This is a genomic window from Glycomyces tarimensis (genome assembly GCF_054776215.1).
This window is the reverse complement of sequence record NZ_BAAHCB010000001.1, coordinates 103,132-120,271: the sequence shown is the minus strand read 5'-3', so window position 1 is coordinate 120,271 and position 17,140 is coordinate 103,132. Positions and strand designations below refer to the sequence as shown.

The 17,140-nt window shown below is 70.7% G+C and carries 13 protein-coding genes; 9 read left to right on the top strand and 4 right to left on the bottom strand.

Annotated features, from left to right (window positions below; all coding sequences use genetic code 11):
• Positions 1–53 precede the first annotated feature (53 nt).
• The 4 genes from ACYVK3_RS00575 to ACYVK3_RS00560 form a co-directional block, all read right to left on the bottom strand.
• Positions 54–509 carry a GNAT family N-acetyltransferase gene (locus ACYVK3_RS00575; protein WP_460495594.1) on the bottom strand — a complete coding sequence of 152 codons (456 nt, stop codon included), beginning with the start codon at positions 507–509 and terminating at the stop codon, positions 54–56.
• A 100-nt stretch (positions 510–609) separates the two neighbouring features.
• Complete coding sequence (locus ACYVK3_RS00570; protein WP_460495593.1) at positions 610–1,599, bottom strand: HNH endonuclease signature motif containing protein; 990 nt, start codon at positions 1,597–1,599, stop codon at positions 610–612.
• Positions 1,566–2,681: a hypothetical protein gene (locus ACYVK3_RS00565; protein ID WP_460495287.1), complete on the bottom strand. Its 1,116-nt coding sequence runs from the start codon at positions 2,679–2,681 to the stop codon at positions 1,566–1,568. The genes ACYVK3_RS00570 and ACYVK3_RS00565 overlap by 34 nt, the downstream gene beginning before the upstream one ends.
• A gap of 437 nt (positions 2,682–3,118) precedes the next feature.
• Positions 3,119–4,273, bottom strand: a complete 1,155-nt coding sequence (locus tag ACYVK3_RS00560) for a ribonuclease D (RefSeq protein WP_460495592.1) — start codon at positions 4,271–4,273, stop codon at positions 3,119–3,121.
• Between the two features lie 256 nt (positions 4,274–4,529).
• On the opposite strand from ACYVK3_RS00560, the gene hemE reads away from it, so the two are divergent.
• From hemE to ilvN, 9 genes are all read left to right on the top strand, one after another.
• Complete coding sequence (gene hemE, locus ACYVK3_RS00555; RefSeq protein WP_460495286.1) at positions 4,530–5,570, top strand: uroporphyrinogen decarboxylase; 1,041 nt, start codon at positions 4,530–4,532, stop codon at positions 5,568–5,570.
• The gene (gene hemG, locus ACYVK3_RS00550; RefSeq protein ID WP_460495285.1) at positions 5,567–6,925 is read left to right on the top strand and encodes a protoporphyrinogen/coproporphyrinogen oxidase; all 1,359 of its coding nucleotides are present in this window, start codon (positions 5,567–5,569) and stop codon (positions 6,923–6,925) included. Before hemE ends, hemG begins: the two co-directional genes overlap by 4 nt.
• A 13-nt stretch (positions 6,926–6,938) precedes the next feature.
• Entirely contained in the window at positions 6,939–7,652 is a 714-nt protein-coding gene (gene hemQ, locus ACYVK3_RS00545) for a chlorite dismutase family protein (RefSeq protein ID WP_460495284.1), read from the top strand.
• A gap of 3 nt (positions 7,653–7,655) precedes the next feature.
• Positions 7,656–8,081: a S26 family signal peptidase gene (locus ACYVK3_RS00540; protein ID WP_460495283.1), complete on the top strand. Its 426-nt coding sequence runs from the start codon at positions 7,656–7,658 to the stop codon at positions 8,079–8,081.
• 66 nt (positions 8,082–8,147) lie between these two features.
• Positions 8,148–9,992 (top strand): dihydroxy-acid dehydratase, encoded by a 1,845-nt coding sequence (ilvD, locus tag ACYVK3_RS00535; protein WP_460495282.1) that lies wholly within the window; start codon positions 8,148–8,150, stop codon positions 9,990–9,992.
• 107 nt (positions 9,993–10,099) lie between these two features.
• Positions 10,100–11,692, top strand: a complete 1,593-nt coding sequence (locus tag ACYVK3_RS00530) for a hypothetical protein (protein ID WP_460495281.1) — start codon at positions 10,100–10,102, stop codon at positions 11,690–11,692.
• A gap of 137 nt (positions 11,693–11,829) precedes the next feature.
• Positions 11,830–14,481, top strand: a complete 2,652-nt coding sequence (locus ACYVK3_RS00525) for a putative bifunctional diguanylate cyclase/phosphodiesterase (protein WP_460495280.1) — start codon at positions 11,830–11,832, stop codon at positions 14,479–14,481.
• A gap of 265 nt (positions 14,482–14,746) precedes the next feature.
• Positions 14,747–16,612: an acetolactate synthase large subunit gene (locus ACYVK3_RS00520; RefSeq protein ID WP_460495279.1), complete on the top strand. Its 1,866-nt coding sequence runs from the start codon at positions 14,747–14,749 to the stop codon at positions 16,610–16,612.
• On the top strand, positions 16,612–17,130 hold the full coding sequence (gene ilvN / locus ACYVK3_RS00515) for an acetolactate synthase small subunit (RefSeq protein ID WP_460495278.1): 519 nt from the start codon (positions 16,612–16,614) through the stop codon (positions 17,128–17,130). The genes ACYVK3_RS00520 and ilvN overlap by 1 nt, the downstream gene beginning before the upstream one ends.
• Positions 17,131–17,140 lie beyond the last annotated feature (10 nt).

The window sequence follows — 17,140 nt, the reverse complement described above, 5'->3', positions numbered from 1 at the left end:
AAGAGGCGGTGCCGATGAACCTCGCCTCGCCGGGTCGCTCCGGGCCGCGACCGTTAGAGCGGTCTTGTCATGAACACGCTGTTCGGATCGGGCCGGTAGTCGGCGAAGGGATCGCAGTAGTCGAAGCCGAACTTCTCATAGAGGGACCGGGCGGGCACGAAGAACTCGGCGGAGCCGGTTTCCAGGCTCAGTCGGGCGAAACCCATGCGCTTGGCCTCGGTGAGGATGTGCTCCATCAGCAGGGACGCGATCCCACTCCGCTTGCGCTGTGGGGAGGTGCGCATCGACTTCAATTCGGCGTGGTCCGCGGCCAGTGCCTTGATCGCGCCACAGCCCACCACGGTGTCACCGTCCAACACCGACCAGAACGTGACCTCCGGCTCGCGGAGCTCGTCGAGCGCGAGGGCGTGCTTGCTCTCGACCGGAGTGATGGACTGCATCTGCTGGAGGTGTTCAGTGAGGAACTGAGCGATCTGCGGACCGGACAAGTCGTCAACGACGATTCGCAGCGTTGTCTGCCGGTCCATAGGGGCTGGCGAGTTCACAGGTCCCACGTCCCTCCGCTTGGGCCGTTTCGGCTCGAACTGATCATCGGCGCGTTCGAAAAGCCTACCGGCTGTGGACCACGCGCACGGGCGGGCGAATGGTCACTCTGCACCGAGGCGGCGATGGTGGAGTGGCAGGGCGATCGATGTCTGCTGCTGTGGTGGGCGCTGCTTGCTGTAGTCGTGCAGCGCTGCCTGTTGAGTCCGGCAATGGAAGCGGGGGCGTTGGCGGGAACGGGCGGGTGTGATGGTCGTTCTGCGCTATGGCGGCGACAAAAGCGGTGGCAGGTGGGGTGGCGTTGGCTGGTCGGCGCGGGGGTGGTCGGTGGTGCCGTGCCGTGCCGGGTCGGATTGGGACTGGCTGGGCGGCGGATGCGGGGTGGCTGGTGGTCCGGTTCGGGGTGCGGGCATGGGGGTGTGCTCGAAGCCGTTGCCGGTTTCGAGCTGGCGACCTATGAGGTGTCTTCCCCGCCACGGCCTCCCGCAGCGGGCGGGTTAAGACCGGCGGTGGTCCGTAGTCCGGTGCCGGTGCGGCGCTGACGAGGTCGCGAGTCCGCCTCGGTTCAGTCAGTGGTGTGGAAGTCTCGCATCCCTGTCCCGGCTCCGGTTCCGGTTCGGGTGTCGGTGCTGATGCCGGTTCGGGTTCGGTCGCGGGTTCAGGCCGGGGTGTCGGGGTGGTGAAGCGGGCTCGCAGTTTCGCGCGGGCGGCTTTTGCGGCAGCCAGCGCGTCCTCCAAGTCGGCCTGTTCGGCAGCCGCTTCGAGGTCGGGTTTCAGGGTCTCCGACCATTCTTCGGGGTACAGGCCGGTGGGGAAGGCGTTCGCGATGTCGTCGGTGAAGTCGGCGTCCAGGTCGGTGTCGGTGCGCCAGTCGGCGCAGCCGCATTGGAGGTCGGGGTCGGTGTCCTCGTGTCCGTCGTGGTGGACGATCAGGGCTTTGCCCGGTCCGGTTTTCTGGATGGTCCAGCCGGGGGTGTGGATGCGGCCGTGGTGGAACCGGCACAGCAGGATCAGGTTCTCGGCTACTGTCGGGCCACCATTTGCCCAGTGGCGGATGTGGTGGGCTTCGGTCCACTGGACGGGTGCGAGGCAGCCGTTCCAGGCGCACCCGCCGGGCTGCTCGAGTTCCAGCTTCCTGCGCAGGGCGCTGTTGGGGAGCCGGAGTGCGCGGCCGAGTTCGATCGCTTCGCCGGTGGCGTAGTTGAACACGTTGGGGATGACCAGGCCCTCGCAGGCGAGCAGGCGGGCCTTCCCGAGGCTGATCGGGTCGCCCTCCAGGTCGGGACGCGTCCGGTGTCGTTTCCGGCGAGGGTGTCGATGTCGACTGACAGGTGCAGGATGGCGGTGTGCCCGTGCCGCTTGGCCGCGTTCGGGTCGGCCCCGTGGGCCGCGAGCACCTGATGGAACGCCTCGGCACGCCGGTTCGCCGCAGGCGGCAGGCACCCGTCCTGGTCGACCTCGTCCTGACGCGGCGGCGGCACCGCTGTCGTCAGGAGCTTGGCGAACAGCTTCCCGGTATCCGCAGACAGCAGGCCCGAGAGGACGAACATGCCGTTCTCGGTCTCCACCAGATCCAGCCGCTGCAACGACTGCTGCCCCAGCCCGTCCAACAGCTCCTCACCCGAGTCGAGGGCGGCTTGGAGCTCGTCGAGCTGGGCGTGCACATCCTTCACCGTCGCGTGGATGCAGTACTGCGCGATCAAGTGCTCCGGCGTCGGGCACGACACCTCGGCATCGAAGGGGGAAGGCACCGGCACCTTGTAGGGAGTCCGCGCGTACACGCGGAGGGCCTTGGTCGCGTCCAAGCGGCGCACGGCTGCCGCGACCCGGTCGATCCGCGCCGCAGCGGAGGTAGCGGTCTCGGCGAGGACGGTGAACTTCCCGGCGGTGCGGGCGATCGCCGCCAGATCAGCAGCGACGCGCAGGTGGAAGTCGAAGGTCGACACCAGCCACTCCCGCAGGGCGGAGAAGCCGTCGCAGTCGCGGTGGATGTTCCAGGCTTTCGCCTCGATGACCTCGGACAGGACCCGAGCGTGGAGGGCATTGATGGTGGCTGCTGCGTCATCGAGCGTGGTGTGGATGACCTTGGCGCGCTCGCTCCGCTCGGTCCTGCTGGGCTTCATGCTCGCCTTGGCCATCTGACACCTCCCTCGATCCTTGAGGTCTCGTACGAACCTGCTGTTTCCGCCGGTTCGTGCTATACCTCTATTCTCCCAGGTCACAGACGCTTTGTCATCACCCATTAGGGTGGGAAAACACTCACGTTTCCGCCGCCCGGAACCACGAGAAGCCTTGCCCCGCAAGACAAACCGGACACCACACGGCCCGCCGCGAAACGGCCCGCGCCCACACCCCACCGGCACGCCCGCCGACCCAACCTCCACAAAGCACTCACCTCTTCGTCGCTGACGCCTTTAGCGCAGCGCAACCATCAACCGCCACACCGTTCCCGCCACCCTGACAAGTTCCATTGCCGGGCTCCCCAGGCGCAACCCGACCGACCCCTGAACAGGCGCAAAGGCGCAACCCGACCGACCCTTCAGCACGGCCTTGAGCAAGACCCCATAACAAGGCCCTAACTCAGCGCCTCCGCCAGGCCCTCCGCCAGCAGGTCCACCTGCCACGGCCTCGCTCCGGCCTCCAGCAGCGTCTCCCGAATGTGCTTCTCGCCGGCGTTCTTCGGCGGCTCCCAGGCCAGGCCTCGCACGATCGCCGGCGTAATCAGGTTCTCCGCCGGCAGGTTGTGCTTCCCTGCCACTTGGGACACCACTTCCCTCGCGGCCGTCAGACGCGCCGCCGCATCCGGGTCCCGATCGGCCCAGCGATGCGTCGCGGGCGGCCCTTCCTGCGGCGGCGTCGTCGACGGCAGCTCGCTGCCCGACAGCGTCCTGGCCTCGGCCAGCGCCGCCAGCCACAGCCGCGCGTTCGTCCTGCCGCCCCGACGCCTGAAGCCCGGCAGGCTCATCAGCTCGGCGAAGTCGGTCGGGTCGTTCGTGGCGGCCTCGACGATGGCCGCGTCCGGCAGGACCTTCCCGGGCGCGCGGTCGAGCCTGCGGGCCAGATCGTCGCGGGCCTCCCACACGGCGCGCACGCGCCCGAGCGCCTTGGCGCCGCGCACCTTGTGTATTCCGGACGTGCGCCGCCACGGCTCCTTGCGCGGCTTGGGCGGCCCGGCGGTGCGCACGTGTTCGAACTCGGCCTCGGCCCAGGCGCTCTTCCCCTGCTCGGTGAGTTCCGCCGCGAGCTTCCCGCGCAGCTCCAGCAGCAGTTCGACGTCGAGGGCGGCGTAGACGAGCCAATCGTGGGGCAGCGGCCGCGAGGACCAGTCCGCGGCAGAGTGCTGCTTCTCCAGCCGGTAGCCCAGCAGCTGCTCGGTGATCGAGGCGAGCCCGACCTTCTCGAAGTTGCAGAGCCTGGCGGCCAGCTCGGTGTCGAACAGCTTCGTGGGGTGCAGGTCGAGCTCGGCCAGGCACGGCAGGTCTTGGCTGGCGGCGTGCAGGATCCATTCGGGGCCGCTCAGCGCCGCCCGCAGCGGTTCGAGGTCGTCGATGGGGATGGGGTCGATCAGCAGCGATCCGGCGCCGGCGCGGCGCAGCTGGAGGAGGTAGGCGCGACCCGAGTAGCGGAAGCCTGAGGCGCGCTCGGTGTCGATGGCGATGGGACCGGAGCCTGATTCGAGACGTTCGGCCGCCTTGGCCAGTTCGGTCGAGGTCTGGATGAGCGAGGGCATTCCTTCGCGCGGCGCGGTCAGGAGTTCGGGTTCTGGATCAGGCTGGGGATCGGTCACCTGTTCACGGTACGGCTATGTGCGCTGGTCGTGCCACTGGCCCGGCCGACTGCCGAGCGATATACACCCGAACGTGGCCTTATAGCACCATTCGCTTCTACCCGCAAGTAGCCATTGGGCCACACCCCTTGGGACGGTGCGCGCCACATCGCACTTGCCGCTGCGGGCGCGGCGCCCCGGGGCGTGCCAAGATTGCCGTGTGCGAACCGCTGCGGAAACTCCGACGACCTCACCGTTCCTAGCGGCCTGCCGCGGCGAGGAGCCCGACCGCGTCCCGGTCTGGTTCATGCGCCAGGCGGGGCGCTCGCTCCCCGAGTACAAGGAGGCGCGGGCCAGCACCACCATGCTGGAGGCCTGCCGGACCCCCGAGCTGGTCACCGAGATCACCATGCAGCCGGTCCGCCGCTACGGCACGGACGCGGCCATCTTCTTCTCCGACATCGTCGTGCCGCTCGCCGCCATCGGTGTGGACATCGAGATCGTCCCCGGCGTCGGCCCCGTGGTCGCCGAGCCGTTCCGCACCGAGGCCGACGCCGACCGCCTGCGCAACCTCGATCCGTGCGACGTCGGCTATGTCACCGAGGCCATCGGCCTGCTGGTCAAGGAGCTCGGCGACACGCCGCTCATCGGCTTCGCCGGCGCGCCGTTCACCCTCGCCTCCTATCTCATCGAGGGCGGGCCCTCGCGCGATCACGCCAAGACCAAGGCCCTCATGCACTCGCGCCCGGACGTGTGGCACTCGATCGCCTCCAAGCTGGCGGCCATCTGCGGCGAGTTCCTCCGCGTCCAGGTCGAGGCCGGCGCGAGCGCCGTCCAGTTGTTCGACTCCTGGGCAGGAGCGCTCTCGGAGGCCGACTACCGCCGCTTCGCGCTCCCGCACTCCACCGCCGCGCTCATGGGCGTCGCCGAGTCCGTGCCGCGCATCCACTTCGGGGTGGGCACGGGGCACCTCCTCGAGGCGATGGCGGAGACCGGCGCCGAGGTCATCGGCGTCGACTTCCGCATCCCGCTCGACGCCGCCGCCGCGCGCCTGCCCGGCAAGACCCTCCAGGGCAATCTGGATCCGGCCCTGATCCTCGCCGACGACGAGCCGCTCCTCGCGGCCACCGGCGAGGTCCTGCGCGCCGGACGCGCCGCGCGCGGGCACATCTTCAACCTCGGCCACGGCGTCCTTCCGGACTCCGACCCGGCGAAGCTCAAGCTCGTGGTCGACCACGTGCACGAGGCCACCCGGCGATGAAGATCCTCATCGTCGGCGGCGGCATCACCGGACTCGCGGCGGCCCACCGTCTGCGCGAGCGGCTCGGCGAGGAGGCCGAGGTGGTCATCGCCGAGCGCTCGGGTCGTCTGGGTGGCAAGATCCATACCGTCGACTTCGCCGGCCGCCCGATCGAGGCCGGCGCCGAGTCGCTCCTGGCCGCCCGCCCCGAGGCCATCGAGCTCGCCGAGGCCGTCGGCCTCGGCGGCGACCTGGTCACTCCCGTCGGCCTCAAGCCCGCGCTGAGCATGGACGGGGGGCTGCGCGACTTTCCGACCGGCACCATGATGGGCATCCCGGCCGATCCGCTCGACGTCGCGGACATCGCCGACGTCAAGGGCAGCGACGACGCCCATGGGCCGATCCTGGAGCCCGGCGCCGACATGTCAGTGGGGGAGCTGGTGCGTTCACGGTTCGGCTCCGAGGTGCTCGACCGTCTCGTCGCCCCCATGCTGGCCGGGGTCTACGCCGGCGACGTCGACCGGCTTTCGGTCACCGCCGTCATGCCGCAGCTCGCCGAGGCCCTGCACCGCCACTCGCGGCTCAGCGACGCCGTCGCCGAGGCGAAGCGGCCCTCGACCGGCAAGCCCGTGTTCGCCACGATCGACGGCGGCCTCGGCAGGCTGGTCACCGCCACTTCGGCCGTCGCCCGCGCCGACGTGCGGCTGGGCATGACGGTGCGTGAGTTGCGCCAGAGCCCATACGGCTGGGAGGCCGTCGCCGGTCCCGTGCCGGACCCGATGCGCCTGAGCGCCGACGCGGTCATCCTCGCCGTCCCCGCCTCGCCGGCCGCGCGGCTGCTGCGCGGCGTCGAACCCCAGGCCGCCGCCGCGCTGTCGGGCGTCGCGTACGCCTCGGTCGTCTTGGCCGCCTTCGCGTTCGACCACATCGACCTGCCCGAACGCTCGGGTTTTCTGACGCCCGCGGGCAGCGGCAAGTCCGTGAAGGCCGCCACGTTCCTCACGAAGAAGTGGCCCCATCTGGGCAAGCGCCGCACCATCCTGCGCGTTTCCATGGGACGCCTCGGCGAGGAGGCGCTGCTGCAGCACGACGACGCCACCCTCGCCAAGACCGCGCTGCGGGAACTGGGCGATCACCTCGGCGAGCGCGTCCCCGAACCGGTCGCGCAGCGGGTCGACCGGTGGGGCGGCTCGCTGCCGCAGTACGCGCCGGGCCACACCGCCCGCATGGCCGAGGCCCGCGAGCAGCTGCGCGGCCACCGGGGCATCGCGATCGCGGGGGCCGCCGTCGACGGCGTCGGCATCGCCGCGTGCGTCGCCTCCGGGCAGACGGCGGCCGACGAGATCGCCGACCAGTTGACGTCCGACGCACTCTAGAAAGGGCCGCAACGTGACCGAGCAGACGAACAACCCGAACGCACAGCGGATCAAGGAACTCAACGAGACCATCCGGTACACGCTGTGGTCGGTGTTCCGCGTGGCCGAGCCGTTCCCGTCCATTCGCCAGGACCTCGTCGCCGACACCGAGTCGTTCTTCGAGAAGCACTGCGCCGACGGCGGCGTCACCGTGCGCGGGCTCTACGACCTGACGGGGATGCGCGCCGACGCCGACGTGATGGTGTGGTGGCACTCCGAGTCCTCAGACCGGCTCCAGAAGGCCTATTCCGAGCTGCGGCGCACCGCGTTCGGGCGGCACCTGGCGCCGGTGTGGTCGAACATGGCGGTGCACCGGCCCGCGGAGTTCAACCGCAGTCACCTCCCGGCCTTCCTGTCCGACGAGGCACCGCGGAACTATGTGTGCGTGTACCCGTTCGTGCGCTCCTACGAGTGGTACCTGCTGCCGGACGAGGAGCGCCGCGACATGCTGCGCGAGCACGGCATGCAGGCGCGCGGGTACCCGGACGTGCGGGCGAACACCGTGCCGAGCTTCGGGCTGGGCGACTACGAGTGGATCCTCGCGTTCGAGGCCGACGAGCTCCACCGGATCGTGGACCTCATGCGCGAGCTGCGCGCCTCCCGCGCGCGGATGCACGTGCGCGAGGAGATCCCGTTCTTCACCGGCCGGCGCCGGGGGATCGCCGAGCTCGTCAACGACCTGCCCTGACCCGTGGAGGCGAACATCTGGCTCAGTGTCCTGGCGCTCGTCGCCGCCGTGGCGCTCTTGATCGAGAGCGTGCGGCAGCTGCGGCGGCGCTGGCTGCTGGTGAACGTCGAGGGCGCGAGCATGGAGCCGGCGCTGCGCGAGGGCGACGAAGTGCTGGCGCGGCGCACCCGCCGGATCGAGGTCGGTCAGGTCGTCGTGGTCGCCGCGCCCGATCCCGTGCTCGGCTGGTCCGAGCAGCGCCCGAAGCGCGGCCCGTGGTGGGTCAAGCGCGTGGCGGCCGGCCCGGGCGATCCGATGCCCGGCACCGAAGACGAGGTCCCGGCGGCCCACTACTTCCTCCTGAGCGACAACCCCGCGGGCGAGGACTCGCGCCGCCACGGACCCTGCCCGGCCGAGGCCGTCGCGGGCGTCATGATCCGCAAGTTCTGAAACCGCGAGCACATCCTAAGAACCGGGCGCCTCATCCCGCCATATGGGACGTGGCAGACTTGGTCCATGCCAGCGCTACGTTCACGCACTTCCACCCACGGCCGTCAGATGGCCGGCGCACGCGCGCTGTGGCGCGCCACCGGCATGACCGACTCGGACTTCGGTAAACCGATCATCGCCGTGGCCAACTCGTACACCCAGTTCGTCCCGGGGCACGTCCACCTCAAGGACATGGGCGACATCGTCGCCGAGGCCATCACCGCCGCCGGCGGGATCGCCCGCGAGTTCCACACGATCGCCGTCGACGACGGCATCGCCATGGGCCACGGCGGCATGCTCTACTCGCTGCCCAGCCGCGAGATCATCGCCGACTCGGTCGAGTACATGGCCAACGCCCACTGCGCCGACGCGCTCGTGTGCATCTCGAACTGCGACAAGATCACCCCGGGCATGCTCATGGCCGCCCTGCGCCTGAACATCCCCGTCGTCTTCGTCTCCGGCGGCCCGATGGAGGCCGGCAAGACCGTCGACAAGGACGGCGTGGTCACCCGCAAGCTCGACCTCATCGACCCGATGGTCGCCGCCGCGAACGACGACGTCTCCGACGCCGATCTGCTGAAGATGGAGGAGGCCGCCTGCCCCACCTGCGGCTCCTGCTCGGGCATGTTCACCGCGAACTCGATGAACTGCCTGACCGAGGCCATCGGCCTGTCGCTGCCGGGCAACGGCTCCACGCTCGCCACCCACGCCGCCCGCAAGAGCCTCTTCTCCGAGGCCGGGCGCGTGGTCATGGACCTGTGCAAGCAGTACTACGAGCACGACGACGAGTCGGTCCTGCCGCGCAGCATCGCCACCCAGGACGCCTTCGAGAACGCCATGGCGCTCGACGTCGCCATGGGCGGGTCCACCAACACGGTCCTGCACCTGCTGGCGGCCGCCCGCGAGGCCGGGCTGGACTTCTCGGTGGCCGACATCGACGAGGTCTCCAGGCGCGTCCCGTGCGTCTCCAAGGTCGCCCCGAACTCGCCGGACTACCACATGGAGGACGTCCACCGGGCCGGCGGCATCCCCGCGATCCTCGGCGAGCTCTACCGCGGCGGACTGCTCCACGAGAACGTCCACTCCGTCCACTCCCCGAGCCTGGCCGAGTGGCTCGGCAAGTGGGACATCCGCGCCGAGCACCCCGCGCCCGAGGCCATCGAGCTGTTCCACGCCGCGCCCGGCAACGTCCGCACGACCCGGCCGTTCTCCACCGAGAACCGCTGGGCCAGCCTGGACACCGACGCCGAGTCCGGCTGCATCCGCTCCGTCGAGCACGCCTACACCGCCGACGGCGGCCTGGCCGTCCTGTTCGGCAACCTCGCCGAGGACGGCTGCGTCGTCAAGACCGCCGGCGTTCCCGACGAGAACCTGACGCACTCCGGCCCCGCCCGCGTGTTCGAGTCGCAGGAGGACGCCGTCCAGGGCATCCTCGACAAGACCGTCCAGGAAGGCGAGGTCGTCGTCATCCGCTACGAGGGCCCCAAGGGCGGCCCCGGCATGCAGGAGATGCTGTACCCGACCTCGTTCCTCAAGGGCCGCGGCCTGGGCCGCAAGTGCGCGCTCATCACCGACGGCCGCTTCTCCGGCGGCACCTCCGGCCTGTCGATCGGGCACATCAGCCCCGAGGCCGCCGGCGGCGGCATGATCGGCCTGGTCGAGAACGGCGACCTCATCGAGATCGACATCCCCGCCCGCCGCATCGAGCTCAAGGTCGACGACGCGACCCTGGCCGAACGCCGCGTGGCCCAAGAGAAGCGCGAGCACCCGTTCACGCCGGTCGCCCGCGACCGCACCGTGAGCGCCGCCTTGCGCGCCTACGCCTCGATGGCCACTCCGGCCAGCGACGGCGCCGTCCGCAAGGTCGACTAGACCGCACCGCACCGCACCGCAGCCGGGCCCGCAAGGGCCCGGCTGTTTGCGTCCACCGGTCACAATGAGTACGCCCGCCCAGACACCGCACCCCCGGAGCGATCCCGATGACCCGCGTGAGCCAGTGGAATTGGACCGAGTTCGGCCAGGAATGGTCGCAGACCCGGGCCATCAACGAGATCGACGCCGAGCTCGCCGCGCAGCGGCGCACCCAGCAGCGCCACATCCAGCAGACCAAGAACGAGCTCAAGGGCGACCTTCAGCGCGTCGACAGCCGGCTCAGCTCGGTGGCCGACCGCGTCGACACCGTCCTGGAGTGGACCGAGCTGCGCTTCCAGCTCCTCGAGTTCGAGGAGTACACCGCGCGCAAGGAGATCCGGAAGACCTTCCGGGCCCTGGCCGGCGGCCTGCCCACCGCGGTGCCCGACGTCGAGGACGTCCCCGGCTACTGGATGCCGCCCGCCGCCATGGCCGTGCTGCCGCTGGTCCTGCGCGATCGTGCCAGTGTTCCGCGGCAGGGGGGAAGCCCGTTCACCGACCGCAAGAGCGGCCTCGAGACCGCCCGCGAGCGCGACCCGATCCGCGCCGAGCTGTTCAACCTCACCGTCGGCGTGTGCTTCGCGCAGCCGGTGTTCGTCGACGCCGCCGTCCTGCGCCTGCTCGGCGAGCCGGTCGACCTCGGCCTGGCCGAGCCCGGACAGGTCGCGGCCGGATGGCGGGCGCTGTGGGAGCACGCCGCCCAAGGCGAGTTCGGCACCGCCGTCGAGCATCTCGGCGAGCGCTTGAAGGCCCTGTTCGACCCTCGAACGCTCGACGAGAGCGAGCTGCGCGCCTGGGACCAGGCGATCCTCGCCTTCGGCACCGTCGAAGGCGCGCCGCCGGCGAAGCCCGCGGCGTTCGCGGCGCTGGCCGGCCACCTCGCCGCGCCCGCGCCGCCCCCGCTCCCCGCCGCCGAACCCGACCAACGGTGGCGCCGGTACCTCCAGGAGCTCATCGAGGAGCCGAGCCCCGCCGAGCTGCCGCTGGTGCGGGCGATGGAGGAGCTGCACCTGCCCGAGGACCGGCTCCAGCGCTCCGAGCCGACCTGGGCGGCGCCGGAGGGGACCGTCGCCGAGCTGCTGCGCCGCGACCTGTTCGACCCCGAGGGCCCCGCGGCCCTGCGCTCGCTCGCGTTCGAGCTGGCCGCGCCGCTGCTGCGGTCGCGCGTCGAGCACCTGGCCGCCCCGCCCGAGTCGCGGGCGCCGATCACGCGGACCGTCAAGCGCGTCGGCGCGAAGGTCACCGTCGACCGCGACGGCCACGACAAGGCCGAGTTCGAGGCGGCCAGGCAGCGGCTCGAGCGGGGCTTCGACCTGGAGGGGCCGTCGACGACGTTCACCGCGGCCGCCTGCGGCGGCCTGGGCGTCGCGGCGCTGCTGTCGCTGGTCTTCCTGCACTGGATCCTGACCGTGCTGTTCGTCGCCGGCGCGGCCGTGCTGCTGTGGCACCACTACGCCGCGCTGGCCAAGCAGGTCACGAACCGCGAGCACTGCGACCGCCAGATCGCCGACCTGCGCTCGGAGCTCGACCGGGCGAAGGACCTCGTGCGCGAGGCCGAGCGTGAGCGCGCCGAGCGCGCCGCCGAGGCCGAGCGCGCACGCGATGAGCTCATGGACGCCTTGAAGGTCCGCTTATACGGACTTCCTTCTCACGCAGCGTAGTTCCGCGCGATGAATCCGTCGCGGCGGTCTACTGGGGATGCACATGCAAGCCGCGCCTGCCCTGGGCCGAGGTTTCCGTGCGCCGGAGGATGGGGCATTCTGTATCCCACGAGGCTTCCTAGGATTGGGCTCTGTGCATGTCGCCATCACCCCGCCGCGCGCGCCTCCTGACGTCGTGGATCGCGGCCACCGCAGTGTGGTGCTCCGTGTTCGCGGCCGCCATCGTCACCGGCCTGCGCTCGTCCCCCGACGGACTCCACGTGACGACCGCCGCGAGTCTGGGCAGCCTCGGCGCGGCCTGCGCCGGACTGCTCATGTGGCGCACCGCCGCCCACCTGGCGCCCACCCGCCGCATCTCCTACCAGCTCATGGCCGTCGGCGTGCAGACCACCGCCGCGGCCGTCGCCGCCTCCTGCTGGCTGCCATCCGGCGCCGCGTCCTTCGTCGCCGGCCTCGGCTTCACCGCCGCGCTCGGCCTGTTCGGCCTGGCCCTGCTGCGACTGCCCGACGAACGCTGGGACGGCGCGGCCGTCCAGCGCCGCCTCGTCGACGGCAGCTTCGTCGGCATCTGCGCGCTGTTCGCGTTCTGGCTCGTCGTCGCCCGACCCTGGCTCCAGGCCCACCGCGGCCACATCACCACCTCGGACCTCGCCATCGTCGTCCCGGGCATGCTCGGGATCATCCTCCTCGGCGTCGGATTCACCACCACCTTCCGACTCAACCGCTGGAGACGCCGCCACGCCTTCGCCTACATGGCCGTCCTGGCCGTCCACACCAGCAGCATGGCCCTGTTCGCGACCTGGCAGTGGCAGCGCCCGCACACCGCGAGCCTGTGGTGGTCCGTGGCCTGGGTGGCCTCCACGGCGGCCCTGCTCGGCGTCACCTACCTCGCGCTGCGCCAGAAGCCCGCGATCGACAAACCCAACTACCCCTCCCTCCACTACACCGTCATGGGCGGGGCCGCCGTCCTCGCCACCGCCGTGTTCCTCCACAACGGCGCGTCCTCCGGCCCCCTGCCGCTCGACGCCGCGCTGCTCGCCCTCGGAGCCGCCGCCGCGCTCGGCGGACGGCTGGTGCTCAGCAACCTCGACGTCCGCCGCGTCACCGGCGAGGCCGCCGACCGCCAGCGGCGCCTGTCGGCCATCGTGGGCGTCGCCTCCGACACCGTCCTCGTCCTCGACCCGCGCCTCACGGTCACCTGGCACCCCGAGTCCTCCGCCTGGCGCCCGGCCACCGAGACCGGCCACTGCATCGGCGCGCCCTTCCTCGACCTCGTCCACGCAGACGACCGGCGCGGTGCCGCCGAAGACCTCCGCGCGCTCCTCGACGGCGTCAACGCCACCGGCCAGGTCTCGCTGAACGTGCGCGTGCGCGACTCGGCCCGCCGCTGGCGCTACACCGAGACGGTCGTGACCGACCTGCGCGGCGAACCCCAGGTCCGCGGGCTCGTCGCCCGCGTCGAGGACGTCGGCGCGCGCCGCAGCCTCGAGACCGAACTGGCCCGCATGGCCTACACCGACCCGCTCACCGGCCTGGCCAACCGCCGCGCCCTCCTCCAAGGACTGGAGGACGGCGTCGCCGCCGAAGAGCACACGACCGCGCTGCTCCTGCTCGACCTCGACGGTTTCAAGAACGTCAACGACACGCGCGGCCACGACTTCGGCGACGAGCTGCTCGTCGAGGTCTCCCGGCGCATCAAGGAACTCCTCCAGCCGACCGACCTCGGTGCGCGCCTGGGCGGCGACGAGTTCGCGATCCTCTTGCGCGCCGGCCGCTCCGAGGCCGTCTCCATGGCCCGCGACCTCGTCGCCAAGCTCTCCGAGCCCTACGAGTTCCACGACGAGTCCACCGTCTTCACCACCGGCTCGGTCGGCATCGCCACCACCTCCGACGGCCTCGACGACCCCGAGATCCTCCTGCGCAACGCCGACCTCGCCCTGCGCGCCGCCAAGCAGGCCGGCAAGAACCGCTACGAGACTTACGACGCCGAGTTCGACCGCAAGGTCCGGCGCCGCAACGAGCTCACCCAGGAGCTGCGCGGCGCGATCGCCCGCGACGAGCTGCGGCTGGTCTACCAGCCGGTGTTCGCACTGGCGGACCGCTCGATCGTCGGCGCCGAGGCCCTGCTGCGCTGGCACCACCCGCGCCTGGGCCACGTGAGCCCCGGCGAGTTCATCCCCGCCGCCACCGAGTCGGGCCTCACCCAGGACCTCGCTGTGTGGGCCGTCAACCGCGCCGCCGAGCAGCTCGCCCTGTGGCACTCGGCCGGCATCAAGGCCTGGATATCGGTGAACGTCTCGGTCAAGGAGCTCCACACGCACCTGTTCGCCACCGAGGTCAACGCCGCGCTCATCGCCGCCGGCGTCCTGCCCTCCCGGCTCGTCCTCGAGGTCACCGAGCACGACTTCTCCCACCAGATGAACACCCTGGTGGCGCAACTGAAAGCGCTCCGAGGCGCCGGCGTTCGCATCGCCCTGGACGACTTCGGCTCCGGCTATTCCTCACTGGGCCAGCTCGACCGGCTCCCGGTCGACATCATCAAGATCGACCGCGACCTGGTCGCCAAGGACGACGGCGGCGTCGGTCCCCTCGCCGCCGTGACCGTCGAACTCGGACGGCGCCTCGGCATGGAGGTCATCGCCGAAGGCGTCGAGACCGACACCCAACTGGAGGCCATGATCAAGGCCGAGGCCCCGCTCGTGCAGGGCTACCTCCTCGCCCGGCCCATGCCGCCCGACGACCTGACCCGGTGGCTGAGCGAGAGCCTCCCGGCGATCGCGTCCGAGTGAGCGCGCCGCGCCGCGACGTCTCGCACTCTGGGAAAAGTTGACTCACGGGCCGGAATCATGCATGCTGGGAACGTGCCGCAGCAGAGCTACTTCCAGACAGCCGCCCCCGAGCGGCTGCTCGTCGTAGTACTTATCTAGCGCACCGTCGTTTCCCTGACGGTGCGCTCGCCCCGTGCGTCTAAGCACGCGGGCGATTTTTTCTGCCCGGGGAACGACGTCCCAAGTGTCGAACAGTCAGCCAAATACTCCCTATTGGACGAAGGACATGAGCACACCAGTGAAGGCACCGAAGCCAGGGCCGCAGGCTGCCAAAGCTCAGCCCGCCAGGCCGAAGGCCCCCAAGCCGGGCCCGCCGCAGCACACGCCGTCCGCCGCCGCGCCCGTCCTGACCGGCGCGCAGGCGGTCGTCAGGGCTCTGGAGGAGCTTGAGGTCGAGGCCGTCTTCGGCATCCCGGGGGGCGCGATCCTCCCAGCCTACGACCCGCTCCTCGACTCGGTGAAGGTGCGCCACGTCCTCGTCCGCCACGAACAGGGCGCCGGGCACGCCGCCTCCGGCTACGCGCTGGCCACCGGCAAGGTCGGCGTCTGCATCGCCACCTCCGGCCCCGGCGCCACCAACCTCGTGACCCCGCTGGCCGACGCCCACATGGACTCCGTGCCGATGGTCGCCATCACCGGGCAGGTCGCCTCCACCGCGATCGGCACCGACGCGTTCCAGGAAGCCGACATCCAGGGCATCACGATGCCCATCACCAAGCACTCCTACCTGATCCGCGACGCCGCCGACATTCCGCGCGTCCTGGCCGAGGCCTTCCACGTGGCCGCCACCGGCCGCCCCGGCCCCGTCCTGGTCGACATCCCCAAGGACATCCTCAACGCGAAGTCCCCGTTCGTGTGGCCCCCGCGCATGGACCTGCCCGGCTACCGGCCCACCACCCAGCCGCACGGCAAGCAGATCCGCGAGGCCGCCTCGCTCATCGCCGAGGCCAAGCGCCCCGTGCTGTACGTCGGCGGCGGCGTCATCAAGGCCGGCGCCCACGCCGAGCTGCTGGAGCTCGCCGAGCTGACCGGCGCCCCGGTGGTCACCACGCTCATGGCCCGCGGCGCCTTCCCCGACTCCCACCGGCAGCACCTGGGCATGCCGGGCATGCACGGCACCGTGCCCGCCGTCCACGCGCTCCAGAAGTCCGACCTCCTCATCGCCCTCGGCGCCCGCTTCGACGACCGCGTCACCGGCAAGCTGTCCTCCTTCGCGCCCGAGGCCAAGGTCGTCCACGTCGACATCGACCCGGCCGAGATCGGCAAGAACCGCGAGGCCGACGTCCCGATCGTCGGCGACTGCAAGGCCGCCCTCCAGGCCATGGTCGAGGCCTACGCCGACCCCGGCCGCGAACGCCTGAAGGCCTGGTGGGAGACCCTCGACGACCTGCGCGAGCGCTACCCGCTCGGCTACGAGCCCCACGCCCCGGAGGAGCTGCTGGCCCCCCAGCACGTCATCGACCGGCTCGGCAAGCTCGCCGACGAGGACACCATCTGGACCACCGGCGTCGGCCAGCACCAGATGTGGGCCAGCCAGTTCATCTCCTACGAGCGGCCCGGCACCTTCCTCAACTCCGGCGGCCTGGGCACCATGGGCTTCGCCGTCCCGGCGGCCATGGGCGCCAAGCTCGGCCAGATGGACCGCATGGTCTGGGCCATCGACGGCGACGGCTGCTTCCAGATGACCAACCAGGAGCTCGCCACCTGCGCCATCGAGGGCATCCCGATCAAGGTCGCCGTCATCAACAACGGCAACCTCGGCATGGTCCGCCAGTGGCAGACGCTGTTCTACGACAAGCGCTACTCCAGCACCGACCTGTCGACCCACCACAGCGCGGAGTCGCCGCGCGTGCCGGACTTCGTCAAGCTCGCCGAGGCCCTCGGCTGCGTGGGCCTGCGCTGTGAGACGCTCGAGGAAGTCGACGACATCATCAAGCAGGCCAACGCGATCAACGACCGGCCGGTGGTCGTGGACTTCGTCGTCGGCCCGGACGCCATGGTGTGGCCGATGGTCCCGGCCGGCGTCTCCAACGACGAGATCCTCTACGCCCGCGACGTGCGGCCGAACTTCGAGGACGAGGGAGAGATCTGATGAGCAAGCACACGCTGTCCGTCCTCGTCGAGAACAAGCCGGGCGTCCTCGCCCGCGTCGCCGCCCTGTTCTCCAGGCGCGGGTTCAACATCGACTCCCTCGCCGTCGGCGAGACCGAGCACCCCGGCGTCAGCCGCATCACCATCGTGGTCGACGTCGAGGCGGGCTCGCTCGAACAGGTCACCAAGCAGCTCAACAAGCTCATCCACGTGCTCAAGATCGTGGAGCTCGAAGCGGACGCCTCCGTGCAGCGGGAACTGCTGCTCGTGAAGGTCCGCGCCGAGGCCGCCACCCGCGGCCAGGTCGTCGCCGCCGCGAACCTGTTCAAGGCCCGGTCCGTCGACGTCACACCCGACACGGTCACCTTCGAGGTCACTGGGAACTCCGACAAGATCGAATCGTTCCTCGAAGTCCTCGAACCGTTCGGGATCAAGGAGCTCGTCCAGTCGGGGACCGTCGCGCTCGGGCGCGGGGCCAAATCGATGGCCTCGCTGTCCCGCTACGTCTCGCCGAGTTAGTCAAGTAAGG